The organism is Pseudoalteromonas sp. S1727, assembly GCF_005886375.1.
Lineage (GTDB): Bacteria > Pseudomonadota > Gammaproteobacteria > Enterobacterales > Alteromonadaceae > Pseudoalteromonas > Pseudoalteromonas haloplanktis.
The window spans coordinates 137,347-153,501 of record NZ_PNDT01000010.1 but is presented as its reverse complement, the minus strand read 5'-3'; the positions used below and the strand labels follow the sequence as shown (position 1 = coordinate 153,501).

At 40.3% G+C, this 16,155-nt stretch carries 17 protein-coding genes; 14 read left to right on the top strand and 3 right to left on the bottom strand.

Annotated features, from left to right (window positions below; all coding sequences use genetic code 11):
• Positions 1 to 257: 257 nt before the first annotated feature.
• The 3 genes from flgN to flgA form a co-directional block, all read right to left on the bottom strand.
• Complete coding sequence (gene flgN / locus CWB85_RS03420) at positions 258 to 689, bottom strand: flagellar protein FlgN (RefSeq protein ID WP_016710621.1); 432 nt, start codon at positions 687 to 689, stop codon at positions 258 to 260.
• Entirely contained in the window at positions 682 to 996 is a 315-nt protein-coding gene (flgM, locus tag CWB85_RS03415) for a flagellar biosynthesis anti-sigma factor FlgM (protein WP_016710622.1), read from the bottom strand. Before flgM ends, flgN begins: the two co-directional genes overlap by 8 nt.
• A gap of 78 nt (positions 997 to 1,074) precedes the next feature.
• Entirely contained in the window at positions 1,075 to 1,782 is a 708-nt protein-coding gene (flgA, locus tag CWB85_RS03410) for a flagellar basal body P-ring formation chaperone FlgA (RefSeq protein WP_138554098.1), read from the bottom strand.
• A 141-nt stretch (positions 1,783 to 1,923) separates the two neighbouring features.
• Here flgA and CWB85_RS03405 point away from each other — a divergent pair, with 141 nt between their 5' ends.
• The 14 genes from CWB85_RS03405 to CWB85_RS03340 all read left to right on the top strand — a co-directional run bounded on the left by CWB85_RS03405 (position 1,924) and on the right by CWB85_RS03340 (position 16,127).
• Positions 1,924 to 2,856 carry a chemotaxis protein CheV gene (locus tag CWB85_RS03405; RefSeq protein WP_016710624.1) on the top strand — a complete coding sequence of 311 codons (933 nt, stop codon included), beginning with the start codon at positions 1,924 to 1,926 and terminating at the stop codon, positions 2,854 to 2,856.
• 20 nt (positions 2,857 to 2,876) lie between these two features.
• Positions 2,877 to 3,707 (top strand): CheR family methyltransferase, encoded by an 831-nt coding sequence (locus CWB85_RS03400; protein ID WP_016710625.1) that lies wholly within the window; start codon positions 2,877 to 2,879, stop codon positions 3,705 to 3,707.
• A gap of 195 nt (positions 3,708 to 3,902) precedes the next feature.
• The gene (gene flgB, locus CWB85_RS03395; RefSeq protein WP_016710626.1) at positions 3,903 to 4,313 is read left to right on the top strand and encodes a flagellar basal body rod protein FlgB; all 411 of its coding nucleotides are present in this window, start codon (positions 3,903 to 3,905) and stop codon (positions 4,311 to 4,313) included.
• A gap of 2 nt (positions 4,314 to 4,315) precedes the next feature.
• Positions 4,316 to 4,750 (top strand): flagellar basal body rod protein FlgC, encoded by a 435-nt coding sequence (flgC, locus tag CWB85_RS03390; protein ID WP_016710627.1) that lies wholly within the window; start codon positions 4,316 to 4,318, stop codon positions 4,748 to 4,750.
• A 13-nt stretch (positions 4,751 to 4,763) separates the two neighbouring features.
• The gene (locus CWB85_RS03385; RefSeq protein ID WP_016710628.1) at positions 4,764 to 5,444 is read left to right on the top strand and encodes a flagellar hook assembly protein FlgD; all 681 of its coding nucleotides are present in this window, start codon (positions 4,764 to 4,766) and stop codon (positions 5,442 to 5,444) included.
• Between the two features lie 56 nt (positions 5,445 to 5,500).
• Positions 5,501 to 6,868, top strand: coding sequence for a flagellar hook protein FlgE (gene flgE, locus CWB85_RS03380; protein ID WP_016710629.1), 1,368 nt, complete (start codon positions 5,501 to 5,503; stop codon positions 6,866 to 6,868).
• Between the two features lie 175 nt (positions 6,869 to 7,043).
• Positions 7,044 to 7,808, top strand: a complete 765-nt coding sequence (locus CWB85_RS03375; protein WP_138554097.1) for a flagellar basal body rod protein FlgF — start codon at positions 7,044 to 7,046, stop codon at positions 7,806 to 7,808.
• Between the two features lie 21 nt (positions 7,809 to 7,829).
• Positions 7,830 to 8,618 (top strand): flagellar basal-body rod protein FlgG, encoded by a 789-nt coding sequence (flgG, locus tag CWB85_RS03370; protein WP_016710631.1) that lies wholly within the window; start codon positions 7,830 to 7,832, stop codon positions 8,616 to 8,618.
• A gap of 19 nt (positions 8,619 to 8,637) precedes the next feature.
• Positions 8,638 to 9,321 carry a flagellar basal body L-ring protein FlgH gene (gene flgH / locus CWB85_RS03365; protein ID WP_016710632.1) on the top strand — a complete coding sequence of 228 codons (684 nt, stop codon included), beginning with the start codon at positions 8,638 to 8,640 and terminating at the stop codon, positions 9,319 to 9,321.
• Positions 9,322 to 9,333: 12 nt separating this feature from the next.
• Entirely contained in the window at positions 9,334 to 10,428 is a 1,095-nt protein-coding gene (locus CWB85_RS03360; RefSeq protein WP_016710633.1) for a flagellar basal body P-ring protein FlgI, read from the top strand.
• Positions 10,429 to 10,597: 169 nt separating this feature from the next.
• A complete protein-coding gene (gene flgJ / locus CWB85_RS03355; RefSeq protein ID WP_016710634.1) occupies positions 10,598 to 11,566 on the top strand; it encodes a flagellar assembly peptidoglycan hydrolase FlgJ in 969 nt (322 codons plus the stop codon).
• 1 nt (position 11,567) lies between these two features.
• Positions 11,568 to 13,574, top strand: a complete 2,007-nt coding sequence (flgK, locus tag CWB85_RS03350) for a flagellar hook-associated protein FlgK (RefSeq protein ID WP_138554096.1) — start codon at positions 11,568 to 11,570, stop codon at positions 13,572 to 13,574.
• A 2-nt stretch (positions 13,575 to 13,576) separates the two neighbouring features.
• Positions 13,577 to 14,809 (top strand): flagellar hook-associated protein FlgL, encoded by a 1,233-nt coding sequence (gene flgL, locus CWB85_RS03345; RefSeq protein ID WP_138554095.1) that lies wholly within the window; start codon positions 13,577 to 13,579, stop codon positions 14,807 to 14,809.
• A 337-nt stretch (positions 14,810 to 15,146) separates the two neighbouring features.
• Complete coding sequence (locus CWB85_RS03340) at positions 15,147 to 16,127, top strand: flagellin N-terminal helical domain-containing protein (RefSeq protein WP_138554094.1); 981 nt, start codon at positions 15,147 to 15,149, stop codon at positions 16,125 to 16,127.
• The last annotated feature ends 28 nt before the right edge of the window (positions 16,128 to 16,155 follow it).

Below are 16,155 nucleotides of genomic sequence, written 5' to 3'. Positions count from 1 at the left end.
TAAATATTTAAACATTCTAGCGTGCTAAATAAAGCGCTAACTGCGTTATAAATTTTTCATGTAGAACAACTACATGTCAAAATTTATGCCTTGTTATCACGCCATTTATCTGTCGCTATAAATGGTCAGTAACTTAACACGATTGGTATAAGCACAACTCATTAGCATAGCAGTGGTTATTGGGTATACATCTAGATATGGAAAAAGTATCAGAATTAGGAAAGTAAGAGAGCAAAGTATATTTTTAAGCGCCAGCGCTAAGCTTTTAAGTTATGAACTATTTTGCTGCTACCATGTACAACACTACCACCTTGATCATAGGTTGTTGAAGTTGGCACACCAATTAAAATATCTTTTAACTGTTTTACCGTTAATTGTGCCTGATGTGCTGCATGCGCATTGACATCATTCTTCTTTTTACATGATTCTAATAGTTTGCGCACATCACCAATTAGGTCTGATACTTCTTCAGACTCACTTTCATTATTAGCAAGTAATGCTTTGAGCTCTTTATCTAACGTTTGAACTTTACTTAAAAAGGTCAGTTTTTGCTTAGCAATATCTTTTAAGCCTTCACCACGACGAGAGGCTATCGCGGTTAACTCATCATCCAAGATATCAGCAAGTGATGTTAAGCAATTTAATTGCATAACAAGTTTAGAGCAAATTAAACGATTGTGATCAGCCATACACATCAAACTCAAACGCAGCGATATTTTTGGCTAACTTTTCAGCATCAATCTGATATTTACCTTCACTAATAGCCTTTTTAAGTTCAGCAACTTTATTACTATCAAAACCAGAAGACTGTTGCGCCTTATCTTGTAATGATTTTAATTGCTGAGCTTGCGGCGTCAAACTTACTGAATCAGCAGCTGCTTTAGGCGCATTTGCTTGTGCAGTATTTGCATTATTGTTTTGTAAATCAACTTTCTGCTGTTTGGCATTGGTCAACACATTAGCCTGTTGCTGACCTTTATTTACTTGGCTTACCATGATTTTAACCTATACGTTACCCAACTTATGCCTAGTTATCGGCACACACATCAGAAACTTTAGCATAAAAGTAAAAGTTTAGATAATTACTTGCACTGACTCAACACCGTCAACACGGGCATTTAAAACTTTTCCTGATTTTGCATTTTTTACTTTAACTTGCTCACCTAAAGTACCATCTTCTAGGGCTAAACCGGAAGTTTTTATTTTTAACCCACGAATTACAGCAAAAATAGTCACATTATCTCCTTTGCACACCATACAAATTTGATTTAAAGCAACGGGATAACCGCTGCGAATATTACGTTTACTACGACTACCAATTAATAGTTCTTCGTCTTGTAAGTACTGGGCGCGAACAAAATGTTTTGGCTTCATGATCAAGCTTAAATGGTGAGCTTCAATGACTTCACCGCGACTTAGGTTTTCACTCGCGACGACAACGGGTGAAAGCTCAATCATGCGTACGTGCACATATTGACTCCAACCATTTAAATCATTGCACTTAATTTGTACGGTGATCTGCCGACTAAAAGGAGGCTCGGTTGGAATAGTATAAGAAGGTGCACTTTCGCAACTGCGATCAGGAATGCGACTGTCTAAACTTAATGCATTAAGTTGTTTATCATCGGCGGTAGCGGGATCAAGTTGATCGTATATATAAGATACAGCGAGTTCTTGCAGTTGCTCTTTACTGTAAGTTTGCGCAGTCAGTGGTGTAACTAGGCATAGGCTAGCAAGAAAATAAAAAACACTGTATCTTCGGCTTTTTTTTAACAAACTCATAATGTTTCGACTATGCTTATGGTTGAAAACAGGGTATAAATATTTAGCGTCAATAAATAGACGCTCCCGTGTAGTTATGTAGCTTTACAGAAAGAAAGCAATTATTGTTCCGTTATTATTAGCTTTCTTTAGGAGATTGAAATGGCAGGCATTTTAGACTCAGTTAATCAACGTACTCAGTTGGTTGGGCAAAACCGCCTTGAATTATTATTATTCAAGCTCAGAGGGCGGCAGCGCTTTGGTATTAATGTGTTTAAAGTGAGAGAAGTACTGCAATGCCCTCCTTTAACAAACATGCCAAAATCAAACCCCTATATAAGAGGCGTCGCGCATATTCGTGGACAGACTATTTCTGTCATCGATTTATCGATGGCCGTAGGTGGCCCAGCGATCGAAAATATTAAAGATAGTTTTATCATCATTGCTGAATATAACCGTTCTGTACAAGGCTTTTTAGTCGGTGGTGTTGAGCGAATCGTTAATATGAATTGGGAAAAAATAATGCCGCCACCATCAGGGGCTGGTCGATATTCATATTTAACAGCAGTAACTGAAATTGAAAATGAACTGGTCGAAATTCTCGATGTTGAAAAAATCCTCAATGAAATTTGTCCAGTAAATACTGAAGTCAGTGCTGAGATAGCTAATGATGGTGAAATTCAAAAAGATTTAGGTGAGCGTATTGTATTTATTGCCGATGATTCAGCGGTTGCGCGTAATCAAGTCAAACGCGCGCTTGAGCCACTAGGCGTACAAACAGAGCTTGCCAAAAATGGCAAAGAAGCGTTAATAAGATTACGAGAGATTGCCGAGCTAGACTGTAAAAACAATATCACCGAACGAGTAGGGTTGTTGATCTCCGATGTTGAAATGCCTGAAATGGACGGTTATACCTTAACAGCAGAAATTAAAGCAGATCCTAAATTAGCTCCACTGCATGTGATTTTACATACATCGCTCAGTGGTGTATTTAATCAGGCAATGATTGAGAAAGTAGGCGCTGATGACTTTATTGCTAAGTTCAACCCGGATGAATTAGCTACAGCAGTGAAAAAATGGGTTCATTGTGACTAATCTGAAAAGGCGGTGTAACTTTGGAAAATAAGCATTTAGAGCAAAGTGAGTACGATCAGTTTCGTTCTTTTTTAGAACAACAATGTGGCATTGTGTTAGGTGATAATAAGCTTTATTTAGTGAAAAGCAGACTTGCACCATTAATGGTGCGTTTTAATGTCGCATCTTTATCACAATTAGTGAGTAAAACGTTGAGTCCACATGAGCGGCAGTTACGTGCCGCCGTTGTTGATGCTATGACGACTAATGAAACATTATGGTTTCGGGACCAATATCCGTTTGAGCTTTTACAAAGCAAATTATTCCCTGAACATAAAGAATTACGTCGGCCGCTAAAAATTTGGTCCGCGGCAAGTTCGTCGGGCCAAGAGCCATACTCTATTGCTATGTCTGTTGCAGAGTTTCAGGCTAAACAGCCTGGTGTGTTAAAAATGGGTGCGCAAATTATCGGCACTGATATTTCTAACACTATGCTGGATATGTGTAAACATGCGGAGTATGATTCACTTGCTCTGGCCCGAGGGTTGTCGGTAGAACGCAGGAAAAAGTTTTTTAAAGACAGTGGTAATGGCATGGCGCAAGTGAATGAGTCGATTAAGAAGTTGGTTAGTTTTCGGCATCTTAATTTATTAGATTCATATGCACTGATGGGCAAGTTCGATATTATTTTCTGCCGTAATGTGCTCATTTACTTTTCGCCAGAAGTGAAAGCGAAAATTATTGCTCAATTTTCCCAAGCACTGAACCCTAAAGGGTATTTGTTTTTAGGTGCCTCTGAATCTATGTCGGGTTTAAGCGATGAGTTTGATATGGTGCGGTGTAATCCTGGCATTATTTACCAAAAGAAATAATGCCTTCGCATGACATAAATTAAATGCTAAATTTCCAACCGTTTTACTAGTAAAACTGAGTTAATAATCTTATAAACGATGTGTTACCACATCGTTTTTCTTTTTAAATCAAATCATTAAACACTTCGTGAAATTCTAATTCAGTTGGCTCATCTTTTGCATTAATCATCCTAAGTCAATTTTTTGGAGATGGTTATGGCTATCAGTTTTGATAAAGCATTTGGGGTTCATCCTCATGCAATGTTGATCCGTTCGCAACGTGCAGAGTTATTAGCAACCAATATCGCTAATGCTGATACGCCGGGCTATAAAGCGAAAGACATCGATTTTGCCTCAGCGTTAAAAGCGGCAAAAAGCCACCAACAAGGCGGCAATAGCATGGTCACTACGGATGCAAATCACATTGCCGGTGGCAGTCGTTATGTTGGTAATAGTGAAATGTTTCGCTCGCCAAATCAAACAGATACAGGTGATGGCAACTCGGTTGATATACAAGTGGAACGAAACTTGTATACAAAGAACTCATTAGAGTATCAGGCAAGCCTGCAATTTATGAGTAGTAAAATTAAAGGCCTTAAAAAAGCCCTCGGTAGTCAAGGAGCATAAGCATGAGTTTATATAACGTTTTTGATATTTCAGGTACTGGTATGAGTGCACAAAATGTGCGCTTGAATACAACCGCAAGTAATATTTCGAATGCGAATACCATTAGCTCAAGCCAAGACAAAACATACCGAGCGCGTCACCCTGTGTTTGCTGCTGAACTGATGAAAGCATCAGAATCAACAGGTAATAATAATCAGGGGTCGTCTGTTGGCGTTAAAGTACTAGGTATTGTAGAGAGTGATAAACCGCTGCAAATTGAATATAACCCAAATCACCCAAGTGCGGATGAAAACGGTTATATCTATAAACCTAACGTTAATGTCGTTGAAGAAATGGCTAATATGATTTCCGCCTCTCGCTCTTATCAAACCAATGTGCAAGTTGCTGATGCAGCGAAGCAAATGTTAAGTAAAACACTGTTGCTTGGGCAGCGGTAATTGAGGAAAGATTATGAGTAACGATATCAGCACCGCATCGTCAACTTATTTAGATTCACTTAAGTGGCAAGATAATCAAGTCTCAAGTGAAGAGAAAAGTGATGCACTAACACAAGAAGATTTCTTCTCGTTGTTAACGCAGCAGTTGTCGTTTCAGGATCCCAGCAAACCTGCAGACAACGATCAGATGATTGCACAAATGACTAACTTTACTATGGCGGAAGGTATTTCTAACCTCAATAGTAACTTTCAATCATTAGCAGCATCGATGACCTCCAATTCAGCATTACAAGCATCTACGTTAGTCGGTAAGCAAGCGTTACTTGAATCAGATAGCTTAGACCTTAACGAGTCAGGCACAGCTAAAGGCACAGTGGTTGCTCAAGAACCTGTTGAGAACCTGTTTTTACGAATTGAAGATTCGTCAGGGCAATTGGTACGCAGTATTGATTTAGGTGCACAATCTGCCGGTGCGATCCGTTTTGAATGGGATGGCATGAATGATAACGAGGAACGTTTACCACCTGGTGAATATAAAATTAAGGCTGAAGGGCAGCTAAATGGCGAATATACCAGCCTGCCTATTGCTACTTTTAAGAATATCGAAAGTGTCAATATTAACGGTGCCAATGGCATTATTATTAACACCAAAGAAGGTGCGGTTAGGCTAACTGACGTTGCAGAAATCGCGTAAAAAATTTAATTATTCGTTAGCCTTAGGCTAAACATTGACAGAGTTAGAGGTGAATTATGAGCTTCAATATTGCGTTAACAGGCATAGCTGCCGCACAAAAAGATTTAGATGTTACAGCTAATAACATCGCCAACGTAAATACCACAGGTTTTAAAGAGTCGAGAGCGGAGTTTGCGGATGTCTATGCGTCATCGGTGTTTAGCTCAGGTAAAACTAAAAATGGTGATGGTGTACAAACAACTATGGTTGCGCAGCAGTTCCATCAAGGGTCACTAAAATTTACGCAAAATTCACTTGATTTAGCGATCACGGGTGAAGGTTACTTTGCAATGAGCCAGGATTTAGGTGCACAAGATTTTACTTATACACGTGCTGGTGCATTTAAGTTAAATAAAGATAACTTTATTGTTGATGCTAAAGGTAACTACCTACAGGGCTTTCCCGTTGATGAAGCGACAGGTGATACAACATCGGTTAGTTTAAGTACTTCTTCAGCATTACAAATCCCTGACTCATCAGGCTCGCCACGTGCTACCACGAATGTTTACTCGTCGTTCAATCTAGATTCACGAGCAAGCAGTCCTTCAGTAACAACGTTTGATCCTGAAGTGAGCGCGTCATATAACAGCTCGACTTCAACAACGGTTTACGACTCATTGGGCGAACCGCATGTATTACAGTTTTTCTTTGTAAAAACTGATTCGGCAGTGACAGGTAATGATAATGAATGGCAAACCTATGCAACGTTAGATGAAAAGCCATTTAGCCCAGCTGGTGTTGAAGAAACAGCCGCTCCTTACACTCCTATTTCAACGTTTCAATTTGATTCAAGTGGTCTACCACAAGCAACTGATGGGACTGCGAATACTGGAACTACATTTAATCCATTAGCTATCCCAGGTGGTGCGGGTGCCGCAACTGGCCTTTCAGATTTATTATCAAACGGCGCGAGTTTCCCTGAAGATATAAATATTAACTGGCGCGATGAAGCGGGCACTGCAAATAAGGTACCTACTCAATATGCAAGTCGCTTTGAAGTTAAAGCCTTAGATCAGGATGGCGCAACAGTAGGACGTTTAGCAGGTATTGATATTGGTACAGATGGTAAAATTGTTGCATCTTACAGCAATGGTGATACGTCATTCTTAGGTCAAGTAGCGATGGTACGCTTTTCAAACTCGCAAGGTTTACAACAAGCGGGTGATACAGGTTGGAAAAAAAGTTTAACCTCAGGTGAGCCTATTGCTGGAGAGCCAGGTTCAGGTACATTAGGCTCAATTAACTCGTCTGCACTTGAGCAATCAAATGTAAACTTAACAAACGAGTTAGTTGATTTGATCAGTGCACAACGTAACTTCCAAGCCAATTCTCGAGCATTGGAAGTAAACTCAACACTCCAACAGAATATCTTGCAGATCCGATAATCTCGGCGCTACTTTTTATAATCCGACACCTAGGCTGCTACTCATTAGCAGCCTTTTTTATTTCAATACGTTGGTTAGTCGTTGTGTATGCAATGACACTGAACGCTATGTCAATTTATTGTGGCACTTATCTTGCATTTATCTCGTTATAGATTTTTCAACGTGAGTCGATGATATGGACAAGATGGTCTACATTGCAGCGTCTGGGGCTAAGCAAAGTTTGCGGGGCCTTGCGCTTAAAGCAAATAACTTAGCTAATGCCAATACCACAGGCTTTAAAGCTGACTTCGCACAAGCGCGTTCAATGCAAGCGTTTGGTGAAGGCCTGCCTACGCGGGTGTTTTCCATGCAAGAACGTCCCGGCTCTAATATGACCTCTGGCGGTATTATTGAAACTGGTCGCGACTTAGATATTGCTATGAGTGATAAAGGGTGGCTTACCGTACAAGATGCAGCTGGCAATGAAGCCTATACAAAAGTCGGCACACTCAATATCAGTCCTGATGGGGCGTTGATGACAAGTCACGGGCGCCAAGTTATTGGCGAGGGTGGGCCAATCATTTTGCCACTGCCAATTGAAAAAGTTGAATTTAGTGAAGATGGTTCCATTCAAATTCGCCCACAGGGCGCACCTGCTAATTTTTTAGAGGTCGTTGATCGTTTAAAAGTGATCAAGGCAAACAACTCTGAGCTTGAAAAAGGCAATGACGGTCTGTTTAGACCTAAACCAGAACTACTCGTAGATGATATATGTGGATTTTGCGATATTGCTACTGACGTAAAAGTAATGAGTGGCACCTTAGAGATGTCAAACGTAAATCCGGTACACGAGATGGTGGATATGATAAGCCATCAACGCCAATTTGAATTACAAGTTAAGTTAATGAAAACAGCTGAAGAAATTGACGAACGTCATACTCAATTGCTGCGTATTGTTTAACTTTATTGAGAGGACACGACTATGAATCCTGCATTGTGGATAAGTAAAACAGGGCTTGATGCTCAACAAACCGATATTTCGGTGATCTCAAATAATTTAGCCAATGCCAGTACTGTTGGTTATAAGAAAAGCCGTGCGGTGTTTGAGGACTTATTGTATCAAAATATTAATCAGCCTGGTGGTCGCTCATCACAAGACACTGAAATGCCTTCAGGTTTAATGCTCGGTGCCGGTGCTAAAGTGGTTGCAAACCAAAAAAACTTTTCTCAAGGGAATATGTTAACCACTGAGAATTCACTTGATTGGATGATCTCAGGGCCTGGTTTTTTTGAAGTGTTGCAACCTGATGGCAATATTGCTTATTCGCGCAATGGGCAATTTACCACTGATGAAGACGGCCGTATTGTAACCGCGGGGGCGGGGTTTCCTGTGCAACCAGAAATGAATGTGCCTGATGATGCGCAATCAATTACCGTGTCGCAAGATGGTGAAGTATCTGTTCGCATTGCAGGCCAGCCAGATAACGTGGTGATTGGTCAGTTGACGATCAGCGATTTTATCAATCCATCGGGTCTAGAGCCTGTTGGACAAAACTTATATACCGAGACCGCAGTAAGTGGTGCTCCAGTACAAGGGAATCCGGGTCTCGAAGGTTTAGGAACTGTGGTGCAAGGGGCACTTGAAACCTCAAATGTAAATGTAACAGAAGAGTTGGTGAACTTGATTGAAACTCAACGCATCTATGAAATGAACTCAAAAGTTATTTCAGCAGTAGATGAAATGATGAGTTATATCAATCAACAACTTTAATAATTATTGGAGTAAAGTGATGCGTAATTTATCCATAGTTTTAGCGGGTGCATGTGTCTTGAGTGGTTGTATGACCACTCAAAATCTCCATGTGGTTCAAGATGATCCATACTACGCTCCAATGTACCCAGAGCCAGCTGCCGAGCAAGTTGTGCCAACCGGTTCGTTATTTGATAGCTACTTATCAAACGACCTCTATTCTGATAAAAAAGCGTTGCGAACGGGCGACATTATCACTGTTAAGCTCCAAGAGTCGACCCAAGCTAGTAAGGCAGCAAAAACAGAAACAGATAAAGAAAGTGATGCTAATTTAGATCCTGTGATTGGTTTAGGTGGCTTACCTGTCAATATTGGCGGTGACAGCATTCAGTTTGGTATTGGTAGTGATTCATCATTTAAAGGTGATTCTAAGTCCAATCAATCAAATAGCCTGTTTGGTGATATTTCAGTGAATGTAATGCGTGTATTACCCAACGGCAATTTAGTGATCCGTGGTGAGAAGTGGCTCACTTTAAACACCGGTGAAGAATTTATTCGTCTGGAGGGACTCGTTCGTCCGCAAGATGTAACGTCAGATAATACAGTGACCTCTAACAGAATTGCCAATGCACGTATTCAATATTCTGGTAAAGGGCAAATACAAGAGTCGCAAAGTGGCGGATGGTTAACACGCTTCTTTAGCAGTGCTCTGTTCCCTTTTTAAAGGAAGTTGATGATGAAAAGTCTAAAAGTGTTGCTATGTATTGGTTTGTTGGGTTGGCACTTTACTGCCAGCGCTGAGCGTATAAAAGATGTTTCTATGGTTGAAGGCGTTCGCTCAAACCAATTGGTCGGTTATGGCCTTGTTGTCGGTTTGCCTGGCACCGGTGAGCAAAGTCGTTTTACCGAGCAAAGCTTTAAAGCTATGCTAAACAGCTTTGGCATCACATTGGAAGCAAGCTTAAAACCTAAGATAAAAAATGTAGCGGCGGTTGCCGTTCATGCCGAATTACCAGCCTTTAGAAAGCCTGGACAGACGATTGATATCACAGTCTCTTCAATCGGGAGTGCTGGCAGTTTACGCGGTGGTACATTACTGCAAACTTTTTTAAAAGGGGTTGATGGTAATACCTACGCGATAGCGCAAGGTAGCTTAATTGTAGGCGGGTTAGGCGTTGAAGGGGCTGATGGTAGTCGAGTCGTGATGAATACACCGACAGTCGGTCGTATCCCTAACGGGGCAACAGTCGAGCGTGCGATTAACAGCCCTTTTATGCAAGGTGACTATATTACCTTTAACTTAAACCGCCCAGATTTCACTACCGCAAAACGATTAGAGCAAACAATTAATGATTTGGTTGGCCCACAAAGTGCGCAAGCAATCGATGCGGCGTCTATTCGTGTTATTGCTCCACGTGATGCTTCGCAACGAGTCGCTTATTTATCGACTTTGGAAAATCTTGAGTTTAAACCTGCCGATACGTCTGCAAAAATAATTGTTAACTCTCGTACGGGTACTATAGTGATTGGCAAAAATGTCAAATTACAAGCAGCCGCAGTTACTCATGGCGGATTAACAGTCACGATTGCCGAACAGCAAAATGTATCGCAGCCAAACGCGCTAAGTGATGGTGAAACAACAGTGACTAATCAAAGTATTATTGACGTTGACCAAGATGATTCAAGAGCATTTGTTTTCAACCCAGGAGTAAGTCTTGACGATTTAGTTCGGGCAATTAATGAAGTGGGTGCAGCACCAGGTGATTTAATGGCAATCCTTGAAGCATTAAAAGAAGCGGGCGCAATTAGCGGTCAACTTGTTGTTATTTAAAATATATCCCCCCTAAGTTTATGATTAAACTTTAGGGGGATGTTATTTGTATAACGAACTTATCTCTATCGTCTTGGCAAACTGGCACTCCTTATAAGTAATCCGAAACTTGCTTTGGCTCAATTATTGCATTGTTAATTCCATTATTAATCACTGTGTCAAATTGCTGATGGATACTAATCATCTCGATAAACAAAACTTCTTTGATTTAGGCAATCTTAATACGTTACGTCAAGACGCCTTAAAAAGTGATGCCTCGCCTGAAGCATCAAAAGAAGCATTAAAAAAAGCAGCGGCACAATTTGAATCTATTTTTACGCAAATGCTATTAAAAAGCATGCGTAAAGCCAATGAAGCGTTTGAAGATAAAGACAGCCCGTTTAATTCCAGTGGCGTAAAGTTCTTTGAAGAAATGCATGATCAACAACTATCCGTTGATCTGTCATCAAAAGGCTCACTGGGTTTAGCCGATTTAATCGTGCAGCAACTCTCCCCTGACGCTAAAAACTTTACACCTAGTTCAGTGCTACGCACAGTCGATAACTTTAGTAGTGATCGCCGCGCAAACGGGCAAAGTACAGCAAGTAAAACGCAACCGGACAGTGTCGATACCACGTCATCCACACAGCAAAAACCATTGTTTGAAAATGCTGATGATTTTATTAGTACCGTTTGGGAACATGCTAAAACGGCTGCTGAGAAAATTGGTTTGAATCCAGCGGTGATGGTTGCCCAAGCGGCTCTGGAAACCGGCTGGGGAAAACATGTGATTAATAAAAGTGATGGCAATAGCAGCTTTAACTTATTTAATATTAAATCAGATAAAAGCTGGCAAGGCGATAAAGCCAATAAAGTGACGCTCGAGTTTGAGCAAGGTACCCCTGTCAAAAAACAAGCAAGCTTTCGGGCTTACGATTCAATTAAAGACAGCGTGAATGACTTTGTGCAGTTTTTAACAGACAACCCGCGCTATCAAGAAGCACTACAAAATACTGCAAAACCTGCTGCATTCTTAGATTCATTACAAAAAGCAGGTTATGCCACCGACCCCAACTATGCCGACAAAATTAAGCAAGTTCTTAATCGGACTGAGCTTAAAACACTGGCGACAACACTCGTTCGCCAAGGAGTAAATTAAGATGTCGTTTAATTTATTAGACATTGCCAATTCAGGCGTTCGTGCTAATTCAGAATTATTACAAACCACCAGTAAGAACATTGCAAATGTTAATACGGTTGGTTATGTACGTGAACGCACAGAACATATGACCATGATCGACAATCAAGTTGGCCGTGGCGAAACGTATCGATTATTAAATGAATTTGCGCAAAAGCAGCTCAACCGTGATACTTCAAATAAAACCTTCTTTGATCAATTTGTTACAGAAGCAGGCCGTGTTGATACGTTATTCTCTGAGGAATCAAACAGCTTGTCGACGAGTGTTAATTCTTTTTTTAACAATATCCAAGAAAGTTTAAACCAGCCATCGTCATCTGTTGCACGCTCATTAGTGATGACTGATGCCGAAAATTTGCTTGATCAGATGGATAGACTATCAGGCATTGTTTTTGATCAAAAAAATATAGTCAATGAACAACTGGAGATCTTTTCCGATGAAGCCAATACGTTAATTCAAAATATCAGCAGTTTGAATAAACAAATTGCAACCGTAAATGGCACTCGCAACGAAGCAGAATCTAGCACTATGTATAACGAGCGAGATTTAGCAATTCGTAAACTATCTGAGTTGATTGATGTTGAAACACTTGATGGCCCCAATGGTGAAAAGCTTGTTTTTATGGGGACAGGTGAGTCATTAGTCATGCAAGATGGTGCATTCAATTTATTTTCGATGACGGGTGATCCTGATCCTAATTTTAAAGAGTTACACCTTGATGTGAATGGCGGCAAAGCCGTGCCGCTTGAAGTAGATGTTAGTAAACTAAAGGGTAAAATAGGTGGGTTACTCGCTTTTCGTGATGATATTTTAGTACCAGCACAGAATCAACTTGGCCAAATGGGGCTCGCACTTGCTGACGCGTTTAACCAGCAAAATAGACTAGGTATGGATGGAAACGGTGAGCTGGGAGGGGATATTTTTTCGATCCCCACAGTTGGCGGTTATGCTTATCAAGCAAATACCGGCAACTCAAGTATGACGGCCACTTTAGAGCCTGGTAAAGGGAGTGAAATTCCTGCCAGTGATTTTATTATTACTTATACAAGTGCAACAACAGTTGAAATACAACCTGTTGATAATAAAGGAGAGCCATTAGGCTCCCCCTCAAGTGCAGACATCGTGGCTGGAGTTATTGATTCGTCAACCATAACAGGTGGAGAGTCTTTCGGCTTACAGTTAAATGTAACTGGGACAGGGAATGTGGGTGATCAATTTGCGGTTAAATTAAATGCGGAAGCCGCATCTACTTTAACACTGGCAACCGATAGGCCTGAAGCGCTGGCATTGGCATCACCTATCCGCACTGCAGATAATATCAACAATACCGGTAATGCTAATATCTCAACTGGAACAGTGAGCAGTGTAACCAGTGGTGGGTTTACAACGACAAGTCCACCTAGTTTAGCCAATGGTGCTATTAGTATTGTTAAGACTGCAAATGCAAACGAATACACGTTAACGGATGATAACGGCACGACAACATTTACCATTACACCTCCTGCCGAAAATATACTTTCTCAAGCAGGTGCACCTTATGATAGCTATGGGTTTGATTTTAATATTGAAGGAACTCCCGCTGTTGGTGATAGCTTTACTTTGGAGTTCAACGAAGGCGGATTTGATGATAACCGGAATGGTTTATTATTGGCAGGACTACAAAGTGGTGAGTTAGTACGTCAAAATGTGACCACAACTGCATCGGCAGATAATCATAAAACATTTAATCAAGCTTATGCTGGCTTGGTGACTGATATTGGGGTGGTAACTAACCAAGCAATGACCAATGGTGCTGCTTTTGAAGCGTTAGCTCAGCAATCTGAAGCTTGGTATGAATCATTGTCAGGGGTGAATTTAGATGAAGAGGCTGCAAACTTATTGCGTTTTCAGCAGTCTTACGCAGCCTCAGCACAAGTGCTATCAACGGCTCGTACAATTTTTGACACATTACTCAGTGCGGCGAGGTAATTATGCGTTTATCAAATAATCAAATGTATCAAAATAGCCTAAAGTCTATTTTGAATAACCAACAGAATGTTAATAAAGCGCAAGAGCAAGTTAATACCCAAAAGCGTGTACTGACCGCTGCAGATGATCCATCGGCAACGGCACGGGCATTATTATATACAGATCGTATTCAAGCGAATGAGCAATATAGTAAAAATATCACTATGTTGACGAGTCGATTAAATACTCAAGAAAGCGTACTTGATAGTATTAAAAGCTCATTAGAAAGAGCACATACATTGGCAATTCAAGCTGGTAATGGTGTTTACACAGATATAGACCGTGAAGGAATTGCGGAAGAAATTAAATCAATACAAAGCAGTGTGCTTGATTTAATGAATGCTAAAACAGAAGACGGTAAATACATATTTTCAGGTTATCAAGATAACACGCAAACGTACTCGCTTGATTCATCAACAGGTAGATATGTGTATGGTGGTGATCAAGGTCAGCACAAGATCAAAGTAGCTGAAGGTGTGGAAATAAAATCCAGTGATAACGGCTTTGATACCTTTGAAAAAGTAAATGCGCGTTTGAATGTTACGTCAAATGATGCTGTCGTATCAGGCGGTATCACTAGTGCAAAAGTGTATGTGCGTGAACAAGCACAATTTGATGCTTTTCATAAAGCAAACTATAACGCTGATCCGACAGCAGCAGTCGGAGCAAATACCTTTAATGTGATCACTACAGCGGGGACACCTAATAGCTATTCTGTAGAGTTGGGCGGTAATATGATTGAGTCAGGTACATTTGAAGGTTCAACTCTCAAAGTTGCAGGTCTGGAAATTAGTATGAACCCTGTTGCAAATGGACAAGTTGATTTCACCTTAGAGGCACCGCAAAAAGAAAATGTGTTAAATACTTTGAGTGATTTGATTGCAGGCTTAACTAATCCAAGTATAAGTCAAGAGGATTATGAGCAAGTATTAGCAGATGCTATGACGCAAATTGATAATGGTAAAAATCAAGTGTCGTTAACTCAAGCGGGATTAGGTGGGCGATTAAACACCGCTGAAAAAATCACCCTGTCTAATAGCGATTTAGATGTAAATAATAAATCTTCGCGTGCAGATTTGGTTGAACTAGACATGGCAGAAGCAATCACTGAGCTCACAAAACAAGAAACGGCACTGCAAGCTTCACAGGCAACGTTTGGCCGCTTAGCTAATTTGTCCCTTTTCGACTATTTATAACTAATTAGAGTAAGGCAAAACATTGCCTTACTCTTGTCATTTTCTCACCTCTTAAGATTCATTCCTTTGTTATTTAGTAACTTAATTGAGAGCTAAAAAGAATATTCATCGTTAGTTACTATTTGAAATTAGCCATAGCGGACATTTTTTTTATATTTAAAATATAAATTATAACAATAGGTTAAAAAATAAATTTAAAAAACATGAAAAAAAACTAAAGGATTTTTTGACCAGACCGATAACTTAATTAACCAAGCATAGCGTTGTAAATAACAACCACTGCTTAATCTAAGTAAGTTTGAGAGTAAATGATAAGTTTACTTCGGGAGAGATAATCATGGCTTTATATGTAAATACAAATGTTAGTGCATTAAACGCACAAAGACAATTAAACAATTCTGGTAATGCACTGGATACATCATTTCAACGTTTATCATCAGGTTTTCGTATTAACAGTGCGAAAGATGATGCTGCTGGCTTACAAATTTCAGACCGTTTAACGTCACAGATTAATGGTCTTAACCAAGGTAACCGTAACGCAAATGATGGTATCTCACTAGCGCAAACAGCTGAGGGTGCACTTGATGAAGTAACATCAATGTTTCAACGCATGCGTACTCTAGCACAGCAAGCAGCAAATGGTTCAAATACTGATGAAGATCGTTTAGCTATACAGGATGAAATACGTTCATTATCTGCTGAGGTTAACCGTGTTGCAGCAGATACTACGTTTGGTGGTCAAAACCTTCTTGATGGCACTTACTCGGCTAACTTCCAAGTAGGGGCTGATGCAGTTCAAAACATTAGTTTTAGTATGGAAACAATTGGTAATTCAACCGTAGCAGCAAAAGGTAATAACAGTATTACTGCTAATGGTGGATTTACCATGTCGGGGATTGCAAGTGCTGCTAGTGCGGTTTCGGGAGCAACTTTAGACTCTGTAACAAATACTATTAATGGCAGCATAGGATCCGCCCCTGACGCTACAAGTTTTGCAGAGGTTTTTACTGTAGATGGCATAAGCGTTTCAACTCAAGCTAATGCACAAGCTGTTATGGCTGGTATGGACGCAATGATTGCAGTAGTGGATAAAAAACGTGCAGAGTTGGGTGCTATTCAAAATCGCTTCCAATCAACGATTCGTAATCAATCGAATATAGCTGAGAACCTTAGTGCTGCAAAGTCTAGAATACAAGATACTGATTTTGCACAAGAAACGGCTAATTTAACGAAGATGCAAATCTTGCAACAAGCGAGTCAGTCAATTTTGAGCCAAGCGAATCAACGTCCTCAAGTTGCGTTATCATTACTAGGGTAATTTAGTAACGTTTTATAAGCCACTAAGT

Excerpts from the sequence above, each read along its gene's own strand:
- flgN (WP_016710621.1), bottom strand. The coding sequence starts at position 689 with ATGGCTGATCACAATCGTTTAATTTGCTCTAAACTTGTTATGCAATTA.
- flgM (WP_016710622.1), bottom strand. The coding sequence starts at position 996 with ATGGTAAGCCAAGTAAATAAAGGTCAGCAACAGGCTAATGTGTTGACC.
- flgA (WP_138554098.1), bottom strand. The coding sequence starts at position 1,782 with ATGAGTTTGTTAAAAAAAAGCCGAAGATACAGTGTTTTTTATTTTCTT.
- CWB85_RS03405 (WP_016710624.1), top strand. The coding sequence starts at position 1,924 with ATGGCAGGCATTTTAGACTCAGTTAATCAACGTACTCAGTTGGTTGGG.
- flgB (WP_016710626.1), top strand. The coding sequence starts at position 3,903 with ATGGCTATCAGTTTTGATAAAGCATTTGGGGTTCATCCTCATGCAATG.
- flgC (WP_016710627.1), top strand. The coding sequence starts at position 4,316 with ATGAGTTTATATAACGTTTTTGATATTTCAGGTACTGGTATGAGTGCA.
- CWB85_RS03385 (WP_016710628.1), top strand. The coding sequence starts at position 4,764 with ATGAGTAACGATATCAGCACCGCATCGTCAACTTATTTAGATTCACTT.
- flgE (WP_016710629.1), top strand. The coding sequence starts at position 5,501 with ATGAGCTTCAATATTGCGTTAACAGGCATAGCTGCCGCACAAAAAGAT.
- CWB85_RS03375 (WP_138554097.1), top strand. The coding sequence starts at position 7,044 with ATGGACAAGATGGTCTACATTGCAGCGTCTGGGGCTAAGCAAAGTTTG.
- flgG (WP_016710631.1), top strand. The coding sequence starts at position 7,830 with ATGAATCCTGCATTGTGGATAAGTAAAACAGGGCTTGATGCTCAACAA.
- flgH (WP_016710632.1), top strand. The coding sequence starts at position 8,638 with ATGCGTAATTTATCCATAGTTTTAGCGGGTGCATGTGTCTTGAGTGGT.
- CWB85_RS03360 (WP_016710633.1), top strand. The coding sequence starts at position 9,334 with ATGAAAAGTCTAAAAGTGTTGCTATGTATTGGTTTGTTGGGTTGGCAC.
- flgJ (WP_016710634.1), top strand. The coding sequence starts at position 10,598 with ATGGATACTAATCATCTCGATAAACAAAACTTCTTTGATTTAGGCAAT.
- flgK (WP_138554096.1), top strand. The coding sequence starts at position 11,568 with ATGTCGTTTAATTTATTAGACATTGCCAATTCAGGCGTTCGTGCTAAT.
- flgL (WP_138554095.1), top strand. The coding sequence starts at position 13,577 with ATGCGTTTATCAAATAATCAAATGTATCAAAATAGCCTAAAGTCTATT.
- CWB85_RS03340 (WP_138554094.1), top strand. The coding sequence starts at position 15,147 with ATGGCTTTATATGTAAATACAAATGTTAGTGCATTAAACGCACAAAGA.